The organism is Coleofasciculus chthonoplastes PCC 7420 (assembly GCF_000155555.1).
GTDB classification, from domain to species: Bacteria; Cyanobacteriota; Cyanobacteriia; order Cyanobacteriales; family Coleofasciculaceae; genus Coleofasciculus; species Coleofasciculus chthonoplastes_A.
Genome location: NZ_DS989848.1, coordinates 130639 through 152546, shown reverse-complemented (window position 1 = coordinate 152546; position 21908 = coordinate 130639). Strand labels below are relative to the sequence as shown.

The 21908-nt window shown below is 45.0% G+C and carries 17 protein-coding genes and 1 pseudogene; 7 read left to right on the top strand and 11 right to left on the bottom strand.

All coding sequences use genetic code 11. The annotated features are described in order from the left end of the window. Nucleotides 1-181 precede the first annotated feature (181 nt). Nucleotides 182-631, top strand: coding sequence for a nucleoside-diphosphate kinase (gene ndk / locus MC7420_RS12915; protein ID WP_006100767.1), 450 nt, complete (start codon nt 182-184; stop codon nt 629-631). 236 nt (nt 632-867) lie between these two features. Here ndk and MC7420_RS12910 read toward each other — a convergent pair whose 3' ends face one another. Then, a complete protein-coding gene (locus tag MC7420_RS12910; protein WP_006101029.1) occupies nt 868-1170 on the bottom strand; it encodes a hypothetical protein in 303 nt (100 codons plus the stop codon). A 763-nt stretch (nt 1171-1933) separates the two neighbouring features. Between MC7420_RS12910 and MC7420_RS12900 the strand changes: the two genes are divergently transcribed. From MC7420_RS12900 to MC7420_RS12885, 4 genes are all read left to right on the top strand, one after another. After that, nucleotides 1934-2818, top strand: coding sequence for a hypothetical protein (locus tag MC7420_RS12900; RefSeq protein WP_006100755.1), 885 nt, complete (start codon nt 1934-1936; stop codon nt 2816-2818). A 300-nt stretch (nt 2819-3118) separates the two neighbouring features. Continuing rightward, nucleotides 3119-6712 carry a CHAT domain-containing protein gene (locus MC7420_RS12895; RefSeq protein ID WP_006100970.1) on the top strand — a complete coding sequence of 1198 codons (3594 nt, stop codon included), beginning with the start codon at nt 3119-3121 and terminating at the stop codon, nt 6710-6712. Nucleotides 6713-6858: 146 nt separating this feature from the next. After that, complete coding sequence (locus MC7420_RS12890) at nt 6859-9324, top strand: CHASE2 domain-containing protein (RefSeq protein WP_044206948.1); 2466 nt, start codon at nt 6859-6861, stop codon at nt 9322-9324. Further along, entirely contained in the window at nt 9314-9982 is a 669-nt protein-coding gene (locus tag MC7420_RS12885; protein ID WP_006100924.1) for a DUF928 domain-containing protein, read from the top strand. Before MC7420_RS12890 ends, MC7420_RS12885 begins: the two co-directional genes overlap by 11 nt. Nucleotides 9983-9996: 14 nt before the next feature. Here MC7420_RS12885 and MC7420_RS12880 read toward each other — a convergent pair whose 3' ends face one another. From MC7420_RS12880 to MC7420_RS12865, 4 genes are all read right to left on the bottom strand, one after another. Further along, nucleotides 9997-10890: a vitamin K epoxide reductase family protein gene (locus MC7420_RS12880; RefSeq protein WP_006100784.1), complete on the bottom strand. Its 894-nt coding sequence runs from the start codon at nt 10888-10890 to the stop codon at nt 9997-9999. Nucleotides 10891-10923: 33 nt separating this feature from the next. Next, complete coding sequence (locus MC7420_RS12875) at nt 10924-11697, bottom strand: proteasome-type protease (RefSeq protein ID WP_006100827.1); 774 nt, start codon at nt 11695-11697, stop codon at nt 10924-10926. After that, nucleotides 11694-11936, bottom strand: a complete 243-nt coding sequence (locus MC7420_RS12870; protein ID WP_044206947.1) for a hypothetical protein — start codon at nt 11934-11936, stop codon at nt 11694-11696. The genes MC7420_RS12875 and MC7420_RS12870 overlap by 4 nt, the downstream gene beginning before the upstream one ends. Nucleotides 11937-12111: 175 nt before the next feature. Beyond that, nucleotides 12112-12849, bottom strand: a complete 738-nt coding sequence (locus tag MC7420_RS12865) for a DUF4230 domain-containing protein (RefSeq protein WP_006100967.1) — start codon at nt 12847-12849, stop codon at nt 12112-12114. Here MC7420_RS12865 and MC7420_RS39640 point away from each other — a divergent pair. Together MC7420_RS39640 and MC7420_RS42475 are read left to right on the top strand one after the other, a co-directional pair. After that, entirely contained in the window at nt 12830-13045 is a 216-nt protein-coding gene (locus MC7420_RS39640) for a hypothetical protein (RefSeq protein WP_157453157.1), read from the top strand. The genes MC7420_RS12865 and MC7420_RS39640 overlap by 20 nt on opposite strands. A gap of 15 nt (nt 13046-13060) precedes the next feature. After that, nucleotides 13061-14086: a hypothetical protein gene (locus tag MC7420_RS42475; protein WP_006100745.1), complete on the top strand. Its 1026-nt coding sequence runs from the start codon at nt 13061-13063 to the stop codon at nt 14084-14086. Between the two features lie 770 nt (nt 14087-14856). Here the strand turns inward: MC7420_RS42475 and MC7420_RS12855 are convergent. From MC7420_RS12855 to MC7420_RS39625, 6 genes and pseudogenes are all read right to left on the bottom strand, one after another. Continuing rightward, entirely contained in the window at nt 14857-15306 is a 450-nt protein-coding gene (locus tag MC7420_RS12855) for an REP-associated tyrosine transposase (protein WP_044206946.1), read from the bottom strand. Nucleotides 15307-15866: 560 nt separating this feature from the next. Further along, nucleotides 15867-16706, bottom strand: coding sequence for an SWIM zinc finger family protein (locus tag MC7420_RS12850; protein WP_006100746.1), 840 nt, complete (start codon nt 16704-16706; stop codon nt 15867-15869). Between the two features lie 80 nt (nt 16707-16786). Then, on the bottom strand, nt 16787-19972 hold the full coding sequence (locus MC7420_RS12845; RefSeq protein WP_006101010.1) for a DEAD/DEAH box helicase: 3186 nt from the start codon (nt 19970-19972) through the stop codon (nt 16787-16789). Nucleotides 19973-20559: 587 nt separating this feature from the next. After that, a complete protein-coding gene (locus MC7420_RS44070) occupies nt 20560-20640 on the bottom strand; it encodes a TPR end-of-group domain-containing protein (protein WP_390435351.1) in 81 nt (26 codons plus the stop codon). Between the two features lie 13 nt (nt 20641-20653). Beyond that, nucleotides 20654-20902, bottom strand: a pseudogene (locus MC7420_RS12840) (tetratricopeptide repeat protein); the annotation flags it as partial. Nucleotides 20903-20951: 49 nt separating this feature from the next. Further along, complete coding sequence (locus MC7420_RS39625) at nt 20952-21713, bottom strand: tetratricopeptide repeat protein (protein WP_006100948.1); 762 nt, start codon at nt 21711-21713, stop codon at nt 20952-20954. Nucleotides 21714-21908: the final 195 nt, after the last annotated feature.

The window sequence follows — 21908 nt, the reverse complement described above, 5'->3', positions numbered from 1 at the left end:
ACGTCTCTCGCCTTGCTAAAACATGATACCAAATCTACCTTTGTAACCCCCTTTATACCTTGAGTCCTGTTGCCCATTGCCTATTGCCCATTGCCTAGCGCGTAGCGCTATATTGGGCAATGGACACGAATATGGTCTAATCTGGGTTTGGCAATTTGTAAAAAATGTTGAGGAGAGAAACTTGGAGCGGACATTTTTGATGATTAAGCCAGATGGCGTTCAGCGTAATCTGGTGGGTGAAATTATCCAACGCCTGGAAACAAAAGGCTTTACCCTGGTGGGACTTAAGCTGATGAGTGTTAGCCGGGAACTGGCTGAACAACATTATGCGGTTCACAAAGACAAGGGGTTTTTTGCTGGACTGATTGAATTTATCACCTCTGGTCCCGTTGTGGCAATGGTTTGGGAAGGGGAGGGAATTATCGCCTCCGCCCGGAAAATCATTGGTGCAACCAATCCCCTCAGTGCTGAACCGGGAACGATTCGGGGTGATTTTGGCGTTACCGTTGGTCGCAACCTGATTCATGGTTCCGATGGGTCAGATACGGCTAAAGAGGAAATTAAACTCTGGTTTAAGGATGAAGAACTGGTAAGTTGGCAACCAACCATCAATCCTTGGATTTACGAGTAAGGATTTGATCCGTTTATTGTTTGTCGGGGTACGATAAACCAACAATAACGGTAATAGGACTTACGCACAGTCTCGTAGGGTGGGCATTGCCCACCTTATCAATAAGCGGTTCATCATTTAAACGTTATTGTCAATAATAGGGAAATTCTTGTAGTGCGAGCATCTTTGTCCTATCGAAGCGTTGTATGAAGATGTGATGGGTCAGGATTAGGGTAGAGACATTTCCTGGAATCTGTCTATAGGGTTGATTGGCGAGACGGGAAAGTGACAGGTGTCTGCCAATCAACGGGGGGTGAGGGTTGGCTGAAGGATATGGCTAACACCATACCCGAAAGAATTAAGAACGTGAGCCAGGATTTGCGGCGTTGGCGTTCATCGGATTGCGTCTGTTCATCCATCAGCCAATTCCACAGTAGAAAGCAAAGACTGACGCCGGGTTCCAGGTTGGATTTGAACAACCAGCCGATGAGATTAGGAATTAGGAATTCGGCTAATAGCCAGAGTTTCTTTTTCCAGGTTTTTGATGTTGGGGATTTCATGGCTTGACCTCGTTAATTTTGGGGTTATGAGGTCTAGTGTGGCAACGGGAAAAATAAATTGAAAACTGGAAGTAGGTAGTTAGAAAAAGTTATTTGATTGATTGGTGTGGTGATAATTTGCAGTTAATTGTCTGCAAATAGGTGTAAATGGTTTATAAATAGAGGGAAATAATCGGAAATAGCTGGAAATAGTAGGTTTTATTTTTTAGGGTATTTCTACTGACAATTTACATCGGTTTTGCTACGTTAAATGGAGGGGCGCAAGGCTTGCTATCTAGGTCAAGTTAAGCCAGCCCTCACCCCCAGCCCCTCTCCCAAGCTTGGGAGAGGGGAGCAAGAGGGAAGCAAGAGGGGAGCAAGAGGGGAACAAGAGGGGAACAAGAGGGGAACAAAAAGGGAGCAAGCAGCTAACTTTTCACGGTATGTGACACAAGGAAAGGAGGTAAGTTTTGACCCTTTGCTTCGTTCAAGGAAACCTGGTTTTGAGTGAAAGATTGTGTAGGGGCGGGTTTCAATAAGCTGTTCGGCATTTAAACCTTAATATCAATAACGGCGAAAGCCTTGTAGTGCGAGCATCTTGCTCGCTACTAATACCCAATTTAAATGCATGATAGCTTACTATCTTTTTGGTTGCATCCAGATGTGACTAAACCCGCCCCGACTCAGGTTTCTAGACTTCTCCTAAAAAGTTAGGCGCTGAAAGAAGACGGTAGGGGCATAGAGAGGATGAGGGTGAAAATATCGAAAACTTAGGGTTAACAATATGAATTACAATCAAAACTTTCTGGACGATATCAACCAGCAGTTGTTTCCACAAAATTTTACCGATAAACATCTCAGAGAACGCATCTTCTTTCCGCTGCGGTTTCAGCGTCGCGAGTCTCAGCCGTCTCATCTGGAAATCGCCAAACAAATGAGTCAAACAGAACCGTTACAGGGGGTTAATTGTCAAACCTCAATTAATACAACCGTACAAAATGTAATTCGGCGGCTGGTGGAGGTGTTTGGTGAAGAAATGGCAAACGATGGCGTGAATACAGCGCCGTTAATTCAGCGACAACGGGGTAAAAAGGGCGCGTGGGAGGTGGTGTATCAGTGGTTGTGGGAGGATAAGTTTCCCCGATGGCAATTGGATTGGATTTGGCAGGGGTTGGTGAAGCAGGCGGATTCTCCAGCAGATTGGATTCGATTTACTCCGGTTAATCCGGGGGATAGAAAATTAGTGGTTCCTCTGGGGAAGATGCGAGAACAACCTGTGATTGGGGTAAATATTCCCTCAATGATGCATATTGATTTAGAGTGTGATGCGGGACATTTATTATTACTGAATCGCGGTAGTGAGAGTCAGTATGTAATGTGTCCATCAGCGGCGTTTGCGCCAAGGAATCGACTCACGGGAGAAACAATTCTTATGCCTCAGCTTGGGGCAATTTGTGAACAGGATAAAATTAGGTTTGATAGTCCGGGAAAAGAAGAGTTTCTGGGGATTGTGGTGAATCGCTGGTTAGAGTTTCCCTGGTTAAAACCGAATGAAGCGGAACCTGCACCAATTTGGAATACTGAACGGTTGCATCAATTGTGGGTTAGTTTGGAAGCAGAGGAAAAGTGGCGGGGGTTTTATCAAGCGTTTGACGTGGTGGAGGTGTAGATCCCCCCAACCCCCTTTAAAAAGGGGGGCTTGAATATCTCTCTCCTGGAAAACAGGGATTCAATTTATCGAACTTGGAAAAGGGAGGGCTTGATACCAAATTGCAGTCTAATATAGAACTTTATTTTCGCCCATCTCCCCCTTTCTCTATCTATTCTATCTGTTATATTGGAACGCAAATTGGTATGAATATCTCCCCCCTTTTAAAGGGGGGCAGGGGGGGATAAACGACTAAACCTTAATCGTTTCTGTTCAATATTTCGTTTATGTAAACGCGGTGAATACCGAGGATAAATCCCAATGGACGAACAAGAAATTGCTGCTTATGTTGCCGTGAATTGGTTACTATTGTTAGCGGCAAAACTAGCGGAAATGCTGGGAAGTTACTCAACCTCGGTAACACCCGAAGACTATCTCGAATTCTTGAGATCTGTATTGCAGTCAGTGGCAACTGACCCTCGTCCTCAGTCACTATATCCTCTGCTACAAAATAATCTGAATAAGCTGGATGGAAAATTCGCCCATATATTAACAGCGTGGGCAAATAAAACCTTAACCGAAGTTGAAATAGAAACTGCTAAATTCATCGCTGCTACTATTGGAAATTTCAGCATTTTGATACAAGAGTTTCCGTTGGGTAATATCGCAAGTAACAAAGAAATTGCTATGGCTGGCTATCAAGCCGTTGCTACCGTTTTTACCCAGTCAAACTTTCCTCAAGATTGGGCAATGACTCAAAACAATCTGGGGAATGCTTATTTATATAGAATACACGGGGATAGGGCTGAGAATCTTGAAGTTGCGATCGCACATTATTATAAGGTTTTACTTGTCTATACCCAGTCGGACTTTCCCCAACAATGGGCAGGTACTCAAAACAATCTGGCGATTGCCTACAGTGATAGAATACGCGGGGATAAGGCTGAGAATCTAGAAGTTGCGCTCATACATTATAATAACGCCTTACTTGTCCTTACTCAGTCAGACTTTCCCCAAGATTGGGCAATGACTCAAAACAATCTAGCGACTGCCTACTTACACAGAATACGCGGGAATAGGGCAGAGAATCTAGAAGCTGCGCTCTCACATTATTATAAGGTTTTACTTGTCTATACCCAGTCAGACTTTCCCCAACAATGGGCAGCTACTCAAAACAATCTGGCTAATGCCTACAGTGATAGAATACGTGGGGATAGGGCTGAGAATTTAGAAGTTGCGCTTATACATTATCATCAGGCTTTACTTGTCCGTACCCAGTCAGACTTTCCCCAAGATTGGGCAACTACTCAGAACAATCTAGCTATTGCCTATAGAAATAGAATACGCGGGGATAGGGCTGAGAATTTAGAAAAAGCTATCACCCATTATCATAACGCCTTACTTGTCCGTACTCAGTCAGACTTTCCCCAAGATTGGGCAATGACTCAAAACAATCTAGCTATTGCCTACAGTGATAGAATACGCGGGAATAGGGCTGAGAATCTTGAAGTTGCGATCGCACATTATCATCAGGCTTTACTTGTCCTTACTCAGTCAGACTTTCCCCAAGATTGGGCAATGACTCAAAACAATCTAGCGGCTGCCTACAGTGATAGAATACGGGGGGATAGGGTAGAGAATCTTGAAGCCGCGATCGCACATTATCATCAGGCTTTACTTGTCTATACCCAGTCAGACTTTCCCCAAGATTGGGCAATGACTCAAAACAATCTGGCTTGTGTCTATTATCGTAGAATAGGTGGGGATAGGGCTGAAAATCTAGAAGTTGCGATCGCCCATTGTAATAACGCTTTACTTGTCCGTACCCAGTCAGATTTCCCCCAACAATGGGCAACCACTCAAAACAATCTGGCGGCTGCCTACAGTAATAGAATACGCGGGGATAGGGCTGAGAATCTAGAAGCCGCGATTGTCCATGATCATAACGCTTTACTTGTCTGTACTCCAGAAAACTACCCGATTGATTGCTTGCAAACTAGCCGAAGTTTAGCCAACCTCGCCTGGGATAATCACGATTTTAAGTTAGCGATTCAAAGCTATGAACTAGCCATAAAATCAGTCGAACAAAGCCGCAACTGGGTAATTGATGAAGAACGCCGCCAAGAGATTCTCAGGGAGTCAATTTATGTGTACGCAAGAATCATCCAAGCTTATTTGAATATCGGTGAAATTGGCAAGGCTTTAGAATATACCGAACGCTTCCGTTGTCAACGCTTAGTTGACTTGATGGCGAGTGATGTGCTTAACCTAGGGGGAGAAATTACTCCAGAAGTCCAAGACTTGTTAATTGACTATGAGGAATTGCACCAGCGGATTAATGCCCTACGATTTAACTCTCAAACAGAAGCGACGCCAGTATTAACCGGGAGTCGCCGATTACCGGATGGGGATGAATTAGCAGCACACCAAGCAGAAATTCAGAAATTAGAGGAACAAAAACAACAGGTTTGGAAACAACTGCGCCGTTATGATCCCGTATTAGCGGGGCAAATTCAGGTGGAACATCTGAATTTAGACCAGATGCAGGAGTTAATACCAAATGACACTACTGCCCTGCTGAGTTTTTATACTACGGTTGAAGATACCCATATTTTTATCCTGCTTAAGGATCAGAGTCCACAAGTTTATACCTGTAAGGGACAGGGACTTGAAACCTTCCAGAAGTGGATAGGTGAGAACTGGTTTATTCCCTATATTGGGGCAAATTCAGAATGGCGAGAAAACATGGTATCATTTCTGCAAGAACTTGCCCAGCGTTTGCAGTTAAAGGATTTGATTTCTCAGTATCTCACCGGAATTGAGGAATTAATTATTGTGCCATATTTGTGGCTACATCAAATGCCCTTTGCCGCGTTACCGATTGATGGGATAGAGACGTTCTACCGGAAGGAGGAAAATTCAAAGCCTCTCTCCTTGCAGGAGAGAGGTTTGGAGAGAGGTTTTCTAGATCCCGTAAAAAGTAAGGGAAATGGAGAAACACGGGGGTTAGTCATTGGCAAAAAATCTCAACCAAAAGTAACCGTAACTCCCACCACCTATTTAGGCGATTTATTCCGGATTCGCATTGTACCAAGCTGCCAAATTCTCTACTATTGCCAGCAACGCCCGCCAATCCCAAATCAGCCGACAATGGGCATTGTTGAAGATGCGACAGAAGACTTACTGTTCACCCGCTACGAATGTGAAACCCTAGCCCAATCCTACGGCGTTTCTGCTGACAAACGCTTGCAAGGGCGCAAGGCTACAGTAACCGAATACAAAACCTTAGCCTCACAGGTGCAAATTCTCCACTCTAGCCATCATGCCACATCGAATCCTGCACAACCCCTAGACTCTTATTTAGTATTAGGGGATGGTTCTCTAACCCTGAGTCAACTCATCAGCCCCGGTTGGCGAATGCCCAATTTATCTGATGTCTTTGCCTGCTGCTGCGAAGTTAATTTTAGTCTCAATAAACTTACCGATGATTTACTCAGTTTAGCCACCGGATTTCTCTGTGCTGGAGCCAGGAGTGTGGTGAGTACCCAGTGGTCGGTAGAGGACTTAGCCAGCGCCCTGTTAGCGATTTTTTACTACAATTTTCGTCAGGCGGGGATGAGCCGTTCTCAGGCGTTACAGCAGGGGCAGATTAAACTGCGGAATTTAACCGGAGAGGAGTTTGCCAGGAATTATCAAGGGGAGATGGGTCAGTCGTTGCAACAGCAGTATGATCAGGCGATAACTCGGCGGAATCATGCCAACGTTAAGGGTGATGTGGCTGAGTGCCAGAAGTGGCAGAAATTAGCGGATAAGATTCAGGTACAACAGCAGCATTTGCAGTCGTTGGCAAAGGAGAAACAGCCTTTTTCTCATCCCTATTATTGGGCTGGTTTTGTCTCTCAGGGATTGGCTTGAGAATGGTCATTGGTCATTGGTCATTGGTTATAATTAGGGTCTGCTGAATACTTGGGGCTTTTTTTGTCCAAAGTCCAACTTTATGGTTGAGAGATAAAATCAAGACACGAGGCATCTTGGTTGCCAATCGGCGATTTTCATCGACTATGACTCCCAACCGTTTTGTGTTCCATCTCAAAGTTCAGCGTGTCGAACAGGCTTGTCTGTTTGAGTTGTCCTGGGGACGAGGACAACAAATTGGTGTGACTGTACCCTATCCGGAAACCCTAACCACACTGTATCAGGAGTGGAGTAAGGTTTATCTGAGTTTCTATAAGCAAGCGCTACGAGGGCGAGTGTCTCAGATGGGGAACTTGAGCAAACCACCCATCGATTGGCACGCTAAACTGGTTCAAGCTGAGGCAAAATTACTCTACGAGTTTCATCAATGGTTGCGGCGAGGGGAGTTGTTTGAACTTCGTTCTCGTATCGTTCAGGCGGTTCGAGATCAGGGGATGAAAGATACTACCCCGATTATCGAAATCTTTATTACCTGTAATCCCCTAGAACTCGCCCGATTACCCTGGGAAGCTTGGGAAATTGGCACGGAGTTTGCGGCACCCTCTCAAATTCATATCCTGCGAACCCCTCTGACGATTCAAGGGACAACGGTGACACCGAGGCGGCGGCGACGGGCGCGGGTTTTGGTGATTTGGGGAGATGATACCGGATTAAATTTTAACGCGGATCAAGAGGCGGTGCGATCGCTCTCTGGAATTGCTGAGGTTGTGTTTGTCGGTTGGCAACCGGGACAGGAAACGGATGCATTAAAAACGGAAATTGTCAAGCAAATCACCGATACACAAGGCTGGGATATCTTATTTTTCGCAGGTCATAGTAATGAAACCATATTAACTGGCGGAGAGTTTGCGATCGCGCCAGGAGTGTCTCTGAATTTCAGTGAAATCGCCACCCCTCTGAAAATCGCCAAAGAACGCGGCTTACAGTTTGCCCTGTTTAACTCCTGTAATGGACTCAGTTTAGCCAATTCCCTGATTGATTTGGGCTTTCCCCAGGTGGCGGTGATGCGAGAACCGATTCACAATCAAGTCGCCCAAGAATTCCTGGTGCAGTTTCTGCAACGGTTAGCCCAGTTTCATGATGTGCAAGACTCCCTGCGGGAAGCCTGTCAGTATCTCAAGTTAGAAAAGCATCTCACCTATCCTAGCGCCTATCTAGTTCCCTCCCTATTTCGCCATCCTGACGCCCCCCCATTTCGCCTAGAACCCACAGGCTGGAAGCAACAGGTTAAGCGTTGGTTACCGACGAAACCCGAAGCGATCGCACTTTTGGTTCTCATGTTTCTTAGTTTACGCCCTGGGGTGCAAGATTTCCTCATGGAACGGCGGGTTTGGATGCAGTCGGTTTATCGGAATATTACTGAACAGATTCCTACAGAGAAATCTCCCCCTGTTCTCTTAGTGCATATTGATCGCGAGTCTCTCATCCACGCTAATATTGATGCACGACGCATTAATCCTATTGACCGCACCTATTTAGCCCGTCTTATTGATCAGCTTACCGCCTTAGATGCCAAAGTGATTGGCTTAGATTATCTCCTGGATAGTCCCACCGATGAAGATGAGGTTCTGGCGCAGTCTATTCAGCAATCCATTGACAAAAAACAAACCTGGTTAGTCTTTGCTTCGGCAAAAACTGGGAACGAAGAACTAGGAATCATTGATAGTCTCGCCCATCCTAATTGGAGTTTAGAGGCTTATATTAATGCGCCGCTTTGGTATACCAAACTTCTCTCCCCTAATGCCAATTGTGCCGATAGTTGTTCCTTTGCCTATTTATTAGCCCTCGCCCACGCCGCTAATCAAACACCTGAACCGAATTTACCCCAACCGCAGCGATTAACCGAGACGGATTCATCGGCAGATTTCCGCACCCGATTCATTCACTATTTAGACAACAATCCTGCACCCAATCCCCTCACGGAATTTTTGCATCCGTTGCGTCTTCCTGCAATTACGAACCCATCGCGAAATTTCCAACAACTTTGGTTATATCCAATTATTGATTTTTCCATTCCCCCGGATTATGCGTATCAAACAATTGCCGCTTGGGAGTTACTAGAAAATACCGATAATGCACCAACAGCGGCACAATTAAACCAGCAAGTTGTCCTGATTGCGGCGGGCGGATATGACCAAGCTGGGGTAACTGATGGAGGGAGTGATAACTTTCCCATTCCTATGGCTGTAGACTATTGGCGATCGCAAAATCCGCAACTGAATTATCCGCCTGTATATACAGGGGGTGAATCTCATGCCTATACCATGCACCATTTATTAAGCCAGCGATTAGTAATTCCAATACCAGATTTATGGATGGTTGGTATTGCGGCATTCCTCGGTAAAGGAATGGTATTACTCATCAGTGAACGCCGACAAATTCGGACAGGACAAGGGTTACTACTATTAACCAGTGCCACCGCTATTTATGGAATCATTAGCTTACAGGTTTATATTTCCGCCGCCCTATTGGTTCCCTTGGTTTTACCATCGGTTACAATTTGGATTTACGCACTACCTATTTTTTGGAGACGATTGAATAGTGAATCTTAGCAGAATACAGTGTTTATTTCTGACAACTTGTCTCGTTTTATCTTCGGCAAAGCTGGCGCTAACTGCCCCGATTCATCCCGATGTATCCTGGAGAACCATTCGCCGTGACTTGTTAAATCGCAAAGAAGATCCGCCCTTAGGCTCACGACCCGTTGAACTTTGCCTAATTACACCAGAATACCACAGAAATTCAGTCACACTTTGGCAGAATCGCCCATTATTTGTTTGGCAAGGAAAAATCGGTGGAATTGGTATTCGTCAGGCAAATAGTGAGCAGATGATTTGGCGTCAACCCATTGCAGCCAGTGAGACAGAAAGCGTGAATCGTGTGGCTTATACAGGAGACCCCTTAGAACCTGGTCAAACCTACCACTGGGTCATTTTTGATCAGGCAGACGATAGCCAACCTATACGATTTATACCCTTTACCGTCTTAGATGGTAAAGAGCGCGATCGCATTCGGGTGCGATTGATTATTTTAGCCGCACAATTGAAGGAAAAAGGGGCAACGACTGAAGAAATGGCATTAGAACGAGCCAATTATTTTAGCAAACAGCAACTTTGGTCAGATGCGTTGCAAGAAGTCTATCGGATAGATAATCCCTCTGCCGAACTTCGGGATATGATCGGGGAAATTTCCACTCAATTGTGTTCATAAGTTCCGTGAACAGATCAATAAGGAAACTCGTACTTAAACGCCTCTGAACCCTGATAACCCGAAATATCTGCCAATCGTTCTAAGGGTTGCACCCCGGAATAAAACTGTCCCTTAATTTCCCAGGTGGGAACCCCTTTAATATTGGCAGCTTTACAGCGTTCGGGTTGGGCATTCTTGCCACGAGGATGGCATTCAATGTAATCGATTTGATTAAATGCCGCTTGACCAAAAAGTTGTTTTTGTTCGTGACAATGAGGGCAAGTAAATGCACCATACATCTTTGCCCCTACAGTGTCCAAATGACGTGCTAACCTGAGTTCAGCCGCACCGGAGATATGGGTAATGGGTGGACTGGATTCTCCTGTATTAGCGCTAGCGCTAGGAACCTGAGTATAGACTCCCACTATCCCCGTGAACGTGATCAAACCAACCGCCAATCCTGTCAGCGTGACTTGTCCAATATCTTGCCAATCATGACCGATCGCCGTCCACAGGAATAGGGTTAAGGACAACAGCGCCGAGGCGATGCAGTAGGGACAAATTCCCTTGACAATAAACAGCATCACGACCATCAGATAGGCGCTACTCACCAGCATACAGGTGGTAATTGCCAGCATAACCAGCCAACTGGATTGCACCCACTCGGATGGCAAGGATTTAATAGCTAAGGGTGCTAGGGAAACCCCTAACAAAGTGGTATAGCCAAGAAACCCAAAGAGGGGGAGAGGGAGTCCAAAAACCTGGGCATAAGGACTTTCTAGCACCGCCTGACAGCCATGAGTGGGACAAATCTCCGCCGCTTTTCCTAACCATTCAACCACCGTGAGGAATGCTGTCTCCAGCATTCCCAAAACCGCGATCGCTCCAATCCAATATCGGTTTGTTATTTGTCCTGTGTCATTCGTCATTTGTCAAGGAATAGGGAATGGGGAATAGGGAATTTAATCAATCAGAATATCTTCTTGTTGATTATCTTCTACTGGAGGATGCTGCCATTCAATATTTGGCATGGATTCAAATGCCCGCCGTAACGAATCTTCCCACAATTTGCGAATCTTTGCCAGATAGGGATCACCTAAGCGCAGTTGCAGTTTCTGGCGAGCCATAAATGTGCCAGCTTCATACATGACCAAGTTAATCGGAGGTCCGACTGAAATATTCGATTTCATGGTTGAATCGATAGACAGCAAAGCGCACTTGGCAACCGCCTCTAGGGGCATATCATAAGTAAGAGTTCGGTCGAGAATGGGTTTGCCATACTTGGTTTCGCCAATTTGCAAAAACGGCGTTTCCAGCGTGGCTTGAATAAAATTCCCTTGGGTGTAAATCAGATAGAGTTGTGGTGCTTCGCCGCGAATTTGACCCCCGACTAACAAGCTACAGTGAAAATCAATGCGATCGCGTTCTAACCAAGGACGGTCTTGATCTTGAATTTGTCGCAGTTTGCTGCCAATATAACGAGTCACCTCATACATATTCGGGAGGGAGTGGATATTCAGTTCTTCCTGACTTTGTAGATCCCGATGTAACCGATTGATCACCCCTTGGGTAATCGAAAGGTTTCCCGATGTACATATAACAATCGCTCGTTCTCCTGGCAGGGAAAAATCAAAAAGCTTATTGTAAGTAGAAATATAGTCTACCCCGGCATTGGTGCGAGAGTCTGCCGCTAAGACTATACCAAAACGGTTAATAATACCCAGACAGTAAGTCATTGCCAAATTACGTCCTCATGAATTCGACTGAGAACCCGATGTAAACACCAGGGTTCACCCGCATTCGCCAATTGATGGCACGGCGTAGACTGATGTTGCCTGGACTGGATTAGCGAATTGTCCCTTTGGTAAGGTTTTATACTACTCCTACGCATCTTCATTGGTATATTTACAAGTCCTCTAATTCCAGCGTAATCCTCCTGAGGGACTTCTGGAACAAAAAATTGGTCATTCGTCATTCGTCATTCGTCATTTGTCTTATGTCTTATGTCTTATGTAAAGTCGGGGCGGGTTTAGTTAAATCTGGGTGTAACCAAAAAGATAGTAGTGAAACCCGCCCCTACAGAATCCCCCTGATCTGACACCTATCTCCCAGACGTGCCATGGCACGTCTCTACATTGCTCCCTATCTCCTCAATTACCAGGCTGAGAGGCTAACGCCGCCGACTGACAAGTACCTGGTACAGGGGATTGAGTATTTACCTCCACCTGTTTATATCCGGCTGTCGTCAACAACTGACTCACAACCAGTTCGGCGCGTTCGTTAGCTTTGTCTAATACCCCTTGCTCACAAGCATTGAAGACAATTTTCTTCAACGTCTCTTGTTGCGCCAACATCTGTAACTGGGGTGCTGTATCGGGACCTAATCCCAAGAATCCGCGATCGTAGTCATACACCTGTGACCGATTCACGTCAATTTTGCTATCTAAAATTTTGGGGGGTGGTAGTTGAAGTTGCAGCGTATCATTGACAGTTTGCACATTTTCTGGTTTGAGTTCTGCCAAATCGACACCAGCCCGCACCTCACCATAAGCAATATAAAGGAGTGTGGTTTCTGCGATCGGATACCCTGCTAAAGTCCGAGCTTGACGAGTCGGAACCACCGCCTCCATCGTAAACACCGCCGTGGTTAAGTCGCTAGCCTCCCGCACTTGCTGGACAATCAAGGAGCGCACATCAACTTCAGGTGCGGGTTGAGGGGTGCTAAATAGCGTCGTCACTTGTCCCAGAAAACGAGACCCAGTTCGCCATACCCCAATGCCAAAAATCAAGGCGACAACTACCGTAGCGCCTGTAGTCATTAGCATCAGGTTTCTCAGTATCCCGAACTTATGGGGACTAATCTGATATTTGTCAAACGGATTATTCATCGCACTGCTCCTTCAACCGGGCTGTCTGGGTGTCTCTAAGTATAAGATTAGCGCTTTGGCAGAAGAACGTAGCCCCTACAATTGGATAAAGGCGGGTTGTGGTGAACAATTATTGGCGGGTAAGCTAGCGTTAATGTCTAAACCCACCCCTACAATTGATTCTAAAACCACGCCTACGATTGACTTCTTTAGCTAAACAAGGGTTGTCGCCATGGGTTTCAGATTCATTAAACCAGTTCAACGAGTCCTACTGAGTACAGCGTTACTTTCTCTGGGATTCTGGAGTTCCCCGGTATACGCTCAAGCCTCTGATGCTCAAGTTTCAGCGCTTGTGGAAGCCCTGCGACTAGCCGCACCGCAAACGGGAAGGGCAGATGATGGACTCTATAGCGACTGGCAAATTAAACCAGGTAACATTCCCCGATGGTCAAAGCAATGTATTGGACGGGAACTTTCACCGACCGATTTTGAAGCGAGTCCGGTTACGGCGCGGGCTATTTTGGTTTGCGTGATGCGGGATGTATTGAATGAGCAGTATCGCGCCAGTAATAATAATGAGTCGGTGGCAATACAACGGGCAGCCGCTTGGTGGATGACTGGGGATGGAAGTCAATATAATAGCATTCCTGAAAACTCTTACACCTACACTTACATTCAGAATGTGCTGAAAAATTACCAACAGCAACGCCGCAATCCCCAGACGCAACAATCTGCAACTCCCGCTCAACCCACCACGACTCCCTCGGCGGCAAAACCAGCATCGTCCTCTCAACCGACGGAAAGTCAATCGTCAGCCGCCTCTCAGCCTCAAGCCGCCGCCCGTTCCTCAGCCAATAACGCGATTTCTGATACAAAAGTCGCTGCTTTAGTGGAAGCATTACGACGCGCCGCACCGCAAACGGGAATCGAAAATGATGGACTTTACAGTGATTGGCAAATTAAACCAGAAAATATTCCTCGTTGGTCAAATCAATGTATTGGAGAGGAATTAACACCCGCCGATTTTGCAGCGAGTCCGGCGACTGCCCGTACTATTTTAGTTTGTGTGATGGGAGATGTATTTAATGAACAGTATCAGGCGAGTGGTAACAATGAGACAGTAGCGGTACAGCGAGCGGCGGCTTGGTGGATGACGGGTGATCCCCAGCAATATAATCAGGGTTCCACGGCGGATTATACTCAACGAGTTTTGAATTTTTATCGGCAATCTTTTTTGAAGTTATTCCCCCATTTGTAAGTAATAAGTTGTTCGGCATTTAAACCGTCATGTCAATAATGACGAAATCCTTGTAATGCGTTTAGCGAAGCCATGCCGCAGGCTTTGCATCTTGCTCGCTACTAATACCCAATTTAAATGCATTACAGTTTACCAAGTTGCATTCAAAGATATAACTTTCCCTTCCCCTGCTTCCCCTGCTTTTCCTATCTACTATGTTTGAGCGCAACTCGGTATACAGCTCTTTGCGCTGTAATAAAGTACAGTAGATCAAAGTCCCCCTTTTTAAGGGGGATTTAGGGGGATCGACAATGTACCGCATAGCAGAGCAAACTGCTGTAATATGCCTAGAGCGTCAGTCCACTAATAGTAAAAAGCCTGATTTTCCGTTGAGAATGAGCGCCAGAATAACCGTTTTGCGTTATAGCTGAGATTACTGCACTGGCGCTCTAGCGACCAAGATGGTCGCACTACCCATAAGGATTTCGCAATGCTTGACAATAAAGTTTAAATGCCGAACAGCTTAAGGCGCGATCGCCTTCCCAGCTACAATACACATGAAATGATTCGATGTTACTTGCGAATTTTAATTATTAGGTGGCGAATTTTAATTATTAGGTGGCGAATTTTAATTATTAGGTGGCGAATTTTAATTGTTAGGTAGCGAATTTTAATTATTAGGTGGCGAATTTTAATTATTAGGTGGCGAATTTTAATTGTTAGGTAGCGAATTTTAATTATTAGGTGGCGAATTTTAATTATTAGGTGGCGAGCAAGATGCTCGCACTCCTTCAAAATATCTCCCAAAAGAAAGGATAATCCTCCGGAGTCTTTGACAATCCCGCCTTAACCGGATTTTGTCTAATATACTCCCATGCCTGCTCGAATTCCTTTTCATCCCTCATCAGCTTATCATATCTTCCATCTTGCCAAACTTTCCCAATATGTTTCATGACTTTGGGAATTTGTTTGGCGCTATAACTTTTGATACTATGCAAAATACTGCCAATTGACCAAAACTCTGTTTCAGTTTTGAGGAAAGGTCGAATCAGTAGATGTACGTGGTCTGGCATAATAACCCCAGTAAATATCTGATATCGTTGATTGTGGAAGAATTGGCAAGCCTCTAGCACAACCTGTCGAGCGTTTGGGGTTAGTTCTAGTCGTTCCCATGTCACAAAAGTAATGAAGTATCTGCCTTTTGCTATTTCTAATCGGTGGATTGGTTTTTTGAATTTCATTGTATTTCCCTGTTGTTATATTAGCCCGTAGTGCGAGCGTCTCGCTCGCTATGGGAATATAGAATTCTCGCTCGCTATGGGAATATAGAATTCTCGCTCGCTACGGGAATATAGAATTCTCGCTCGCTATGGGAATATAGAATTCTCGCTCGCTATGGGAATATAGAATTCTCGCTCGCTATGGGAATATAGGATTCTCGCTCGCTACGGGAATATAGGATTCTCGCTCGCTACGGGAATATAGGATAAATATGATTTAAAATTTTATTATAACGGGATTAAAAGCTGTCACGCATTTAAATTGGAAATGATATCAATTTCGTTTTTATACTCATCCTAATATCACGTATTTAAATTGAAAATAAAACCTTACACTTTTATCTAAAAAGCAGCATCTCCCTCATTTCCCTCATCTCCTTCATCTTCCCCTAACCAATTATTCAGCAGACCCTACTTAGCGAGCAAGATGCTCGCACTACAACAACGAACAATAACTGGAATTTCGTGAATTTCGCAACGGACTTTTGCCGCAAACAAGTCTACCGAAAGTACCCCTTTTTTCAAAGGCTCTCTTTATTTTTAGTCCGCACTCGCTGATACACTTGTTCCATTGCCTCAATAAACGAACTATCCTTATGCCAAAAGGGAGGAACGTCTCCGGCTTTTTTAATCAAAATGGCGGGAATATTCGCAGTTGCATCCACCTCCACTATTGAGGGTAATCGTTTCTCTCCCAACCAGAACTCCTTCTGATTCACAGATGACGGTGGTGGCATTTTTTCTGGCTGGGTATAGTAAGATTTGGCAGGTTCTAGGGCGGCTTCCTGATCCTGTAAGGCTTGGGATAACACTTGACCTAGGGGGGATTTAGCCAGTTCTTGCTGTAGCTTTTCTGGCGATAAACCTCTGAGTTCAAAGAGTAAAAATGGGTTGGCGTCTAATTCGTTGGCGACTAAGTAATACACCCCGGCGATATGTTTACAGGGATTTGACCAGTCGGGACAAGAACAATGAGTATTAAAGTCAGAACGGCTTTTGGGTAATAACTGAAGGTTGACATCAGCAAATGCTTCTTCAATATTATCTGGCATCTCATTCATGAGTAGTTTAGAGACAAAACTTGCCTTAGATGACAAATTCGCGATCGCTTTTGACCAAGATGCTGCTGAAATGGGTTTTATTTCAATGGTTGTGGTGTACAAGGGTTCGTTATAAACGCCAAAATAGGGATTAATTGAACCCCTAACTTTTGCGGTTATTTTACCCTGAATAATTTTATACTCCTTAATCTTCCCCCCACTGGCATAAGAACGCCCTCGTCCCAGTCTACCTGAGTCGGTAAAGGATTCTAAGGCATCAATAAAACGTTTGCCCCACCAGGTTCGGCTGAATTTAGACATTTTGCATGACTCCTCAGTTTAATAGCACTTGTAGGGTAATCATTACCCACCAAAATTAACTCAAATTACCACTCCTAACTTTATAAAATAGCGGTTTTATTCAAAGCAATCAACTGTTTAAACCGTTCATTATCTAGTTCCGTCAACCATGACTCATCAGCCCCGACAATCGCCCCCGACAATTTTTTCTTCTCTTCAATCATCTGGTCAATCCGTTCTTCTAACGTGCCTAATGCCACGAATTTATGCACAAAAACATTCTTCTTTTGACCAATCCGGAAGGCGCGGTCAGTGGCTTGGTCTTCGACGGCGGGGTTCCACCAACGGTCAAAATGGAATACATGATTGGCTTTGGTTAAGGTGATGCCGACACCCCCGGCTTTCAGGGATAAAATAAACGCCGAGGGTTCAGTATCAGGGTCTTGAAAGGCAGTAATCATTTGCTCCCGTTTTGCCCGACTGATGCCGCCATGAATATAATAAGTGTTGTAATGTAAGGTCTGTTTCAGATAGTTGGTTAGGGCGCTACCAATGTCCGTAAATTGGGTGAAAATCAGCAAACTTTCCCCTTCTGCATTCACTTCTTCAATCATTTCTAGCAGGCGTTCTAATTTATGCGATCGCGTGGGCGAGAATTCACTGTTATCTTGGAGAAACTGGGCTGGATGATTACAGACTTGTTTGAGTTTCAGTAGGGTTGACAAAATTAACCCTTTGCGGTTTATGCCTTCAGCGTCTTCTAGTTTTGCCTCTACATCTTTGACCACGGCTTCATATAACGAGGCTTGTTCTTGAGTTAGCTGACAATACTGTTTATGTTCCAGTTTATCGGGTAAATCTTTAATAATCTGTTTATCTGTCTTCACCCGTCGCAGAATCAACGGTTGAACTAACTGCTTTAACACCGTTGATTGTCGGCGGTTATTGTCTTTTTGAATCGGAAGTTCAAAAGCCTTACGAAACTGGGCTTGTTTGCCTAAATAGCCTGGATTGAGAAAGTTAAAAATTGACCAAAGATCTAATAAACGGTTTTCTATTGGGGTTCCAGTTAACGCCACACGATGATGGGCGGGTAATTTGAGAATGGCTTTAGTTTGGGCGGCTTTGGGATTTTTAATGTTTTGGGCTTCGTCGAGAACTAAACGGTGCCAGGTTACACGTTTAAACAGTTTTTCGTCTTTGCGGGCGAGGGTGAATGAGGTAATAATGACATCAAGGCTTTGGCTAGCTGATTTAAACTCCTTTTCGGTTTTAATTCGGTTACTCCCATGATGCACCAAGGTACGCAAATGAGGAGCAAATTTTTCAATCTCTTTTTGCCAATTCCCCACCACAGAAGTTGGCGCAATTAACAGAGTAGGAGATACCGCAGACTCGGTTTCCCGTTCCTTGACTAACTGGGCAATAATCTGAATCGACTTACCCAAGCCCATATCATCGGCTAGACAGCCATTGAGTCCCAATTGTTCTAAATATTGTAGCCAAGATACACCGCGTTTTTGATACTCCCTTAATGTTCCTTTTAATTGGGCGGGATTGTCAATCGGTTCCAGTCGGCTGGGGTTATTCAAGCACGCCATCATTTGACCTAAGATAGCATCATGTTCGACTTCTATCTCTGTATCAGCTTCGCTGGTTTTCTTGAGCAACTCCAGCAGTGTCATTTCCGCTGTTTCTTCCTGGTGGGATTGCCAAAAGTCCAGCATTTGCTGCATCTTATTTTTATCCAGTTCAATCCACTGACCTCGAAACTGGACTAAGGGCGTTTTTGCCGCCACTAACTGCTGCCATTCTTTAGGCGTAATTACTTGACCACCAATGGAGAGTTGGTAGTGATATTGAATAATTGTATCTAGATTAAAATAACCCTTACTCGCCGCTTTTGCAGACTGAGAGGTTTTCGGGGAAGCCTTGAGGCGCAGCTTGGCACGTTGACGTCCGGCGGGAGTCCACCAAGCGGGAATAATGACTTTATAGCCGGCATCTTCTAGCACCCACGCTTGTTCTTTGAGAAACGTGAATGCTTCCGCTAAGGTAAGGTTTAACCCCGTAGGTTGGTCAGTTTCCAAGCCGCGCCAAATTTGTGGATAGATACGGGCAGCATAACCGAGATTTAAGAGTAAGGTTTTCTCGAAATCTTGACCAAATTGTTGATGAACTGTGGCTTTCTTTTTTTTAGTTAGAGTCCAATACTCGGCAACTGCCAGTTTCAGGGAGGGATCTTTTTTAGAGGCAACAATAAACTGAATCTGCCAGGAGTCGGAAGACTCCGCCGCTGGGTCTTCTAATTGAAAACAAAGATGGAAGGTGGAGGTATCAGATCCTCCCCGAATCTGTTGTTTCCAACTTGACCATTGTTTATAGAGCTCTAAGGCAGGTTCAGGGGCTTGTGCTAGGGGAGTTTGTGAGGAATAGAGGCAATCGGTAATCAGAGAATGATTAATTCTTTTATCCAAAACAGCCGGGATTGGGGTATTGGTGACAATTTCCGTCAGCAAACATTCAGAAAAATGCCGCAGTAACGTTTCTTTGGCGTAAAATTCGATAGGTTTGGGGGGACTGGCGTAACCGGATACACAGGCAAGGGGCATATAATCTTGATAATAGTCAATCGTCTCTTCATAGTGATCCGATATAATTTGCCAAGCTGGATAAAGTTCAAATAACTGAGTTTTGGCGCTGCGTTTCCGTTTGCTTTTGGGTGGGGGTAATTCCCTGTATTTAAGCGCTGGAATATATTGGTCTTTGAGGATAATCTGTTTAAAAGATTGGGTGTAGTGATACCAAAAGAGTAAATCAGACCCCAGTTGCAGTTCTGAGGGATTGTAGAGGGCAAGAAAATGCAGGTCATTTAAGCATTTAATCACGGGGGCGATTGTGCCAGATTTACGTCCAGATGTTTGGTAAACTGGGCTAATCTGATAACAATCAATCATCCAGATATGCCACTCCACAGATTCTGGCAATTCAATTTCCAGATAGCGGCTTAATTCCGGTGATGGAAGCGGTTGTCCATGAGTTGTGGGCAGAATAAAGTATTGGGGGGTAATCTGATCCTGAATCTGGCTAGATGACGTTGGGGAAACGCCAAGTTCATTCACCAGAAGGTTGGCTAAATCCGCTTGGGTTAATTGAGCCGGATGCGTATTGCGGTGGGCAGTTTTCTGGGGAGAAGGGGTATCCGTTTCCACCCACAGATAAAACGCGCCCGTTTGGATGAATGCGTCAGAGGGTTGGGGAATCCAGGTGCCATGGAGAATTTTCATGACGAGATGCTGACTGGGTTAGGTTGTAGCGTAACGGTTGAGGGAATGATACCAAATTGGGAGCGGTATTATCAATAAACAGTATTAAAAATAATGGCACTGAAATGAGCATTAGGAAATCGTCAGCCCACATTCCGCACTTCAACTTCGCACTTCTTCACAATCTACGTAAGTTGGAACACCAGGGGGTAAGGGGCGAAAGGGGTCAAAGGCATTAAAAATTCGTTTTAATGTCTGGAAATCGTTCCTGGTTGGTCATTTGTTTTATGTCATTGATGCTGTTCGTCTAACTTATCACGGATTAATTTCGCTCAACACATCGCGAATAAACACAATGTAGCGCACTTCATCATGTTCTCCTTTAGGGTTCGTTCGTAGTCGGGGCTTTAGCCCCTGATCCGATGATTTTTCTGTGCCTAAGCTTAATCTATCAAATTCAGGACTTACGCAGTTACATCACAGGGGCAAAGGTGCGTTACGCTTCGCTAACACACCCTACACATAGAGGCTTTGCGTAAGTCCTAAAATTCGGTGTACTACAGGACGAGAGGCTGATAAACTCTTTGATAACTGCATCACTGAAAACGTTAATCAGTGTCATTTTGAATCAACGCTTGAAATCGCGGATCTTGACGAATGTTATCCAATTCAGAATCCGTTTTTGCCATCTCTCGGTATTCATTCAGTTTTAAATTGTAAGGCTTTATCGTAGCTAGCGATCGCTTCCTCTAATTGTCCTAACTCATCTAGGGCATTACCCCGGTTGTACCAGGCATCAGGGTCATCAGATTTAAATTGTAAGGCTTTATCGTAGCTAGCGATCGCTTCCTCTAATTGTCCTAACTTTTTTAGGGCAATACCCCGACTGTACCAGGCTTCAGGGTCATCAGGTTTAAATTGTAAGGCTTTTTCCCAGCAAACAATTGCATCAACTAAATCCCCGAGTCTAAATTGCTGATTGCCTTGCTTCAACCAAAACTCATCTTCCCCTTGAGATAATTCTGCTAAAGCCAACTTGCCTTGACTCTCTAAGCCCAGTCGCGAGGAAAGCCTCACGGGTTCTGACTTGAAGGGCGGCTTGATAGGAAGCGATCGCATTTTCGATATTCTGTGCCCTTTCTCCCCGGATTCTGTCACTGTAGGCAACACCCAGATTATTTTGAAGGGTTGCCCAAGTTTCTGAGTGATTCTCGCGGGTAAAGATAGTCAGTATCACTTCATAGCCTGTAATCGCGATTTCTAGGTTAGTGGCTTGACTCCCTAAAGGAAACTGCTGGATCAGATTACTGAAATTACCAATAGTGGCGGCAATAGCTTGGGCTGGTTCGGCTTCCACCTCTGCCAGTTTTGCCGTTCCCCAGTCATACAATATCTGGGCAAAGTTATCATCCAACAGATGCAGGTTTTCCTGGAGGAGGGGATAGATAACTTGCGGATTTCCATCACTATATGACGTTGCTTGTAATACCTGCATCAGGAAACGCAGTTGAGCTTCAGGAGTAGCCGTTGAGTCAGATAATCCCAAGAATTCCCCTAACTGATTCGCCATTCCGATTAAAAACTGCGCCGCATTTTCATCCCCCCTATCTGCGAACGCTTCCGCTACCTGTGCCATGGTTTCCAGCAACCCAGCATCCACTAACTCAGCGTTATCCTGTAATATCTGCCCTTCCTCACCACTGGGACAGGTTAATAGGGCATTAATCAGGGTTAGATAGGCGTGTTGGCGTTCTTCATCCATGAGGGAATTGAGACGGGAGATGCTAACTATGGTATAGCAAAAGACAGAGGGGGAAACCTCTCTCCAAACCTCTCTCCTGCTCTTGAGAGGCTTTGAATTCTTGCCAGTGTGGGGTGATCGGGTGACGGTAAGCATCATGATGTATGACGCCAATAGAGCCTCGACTAAGGACGCTCTGAGCCTCGCCCATGACAC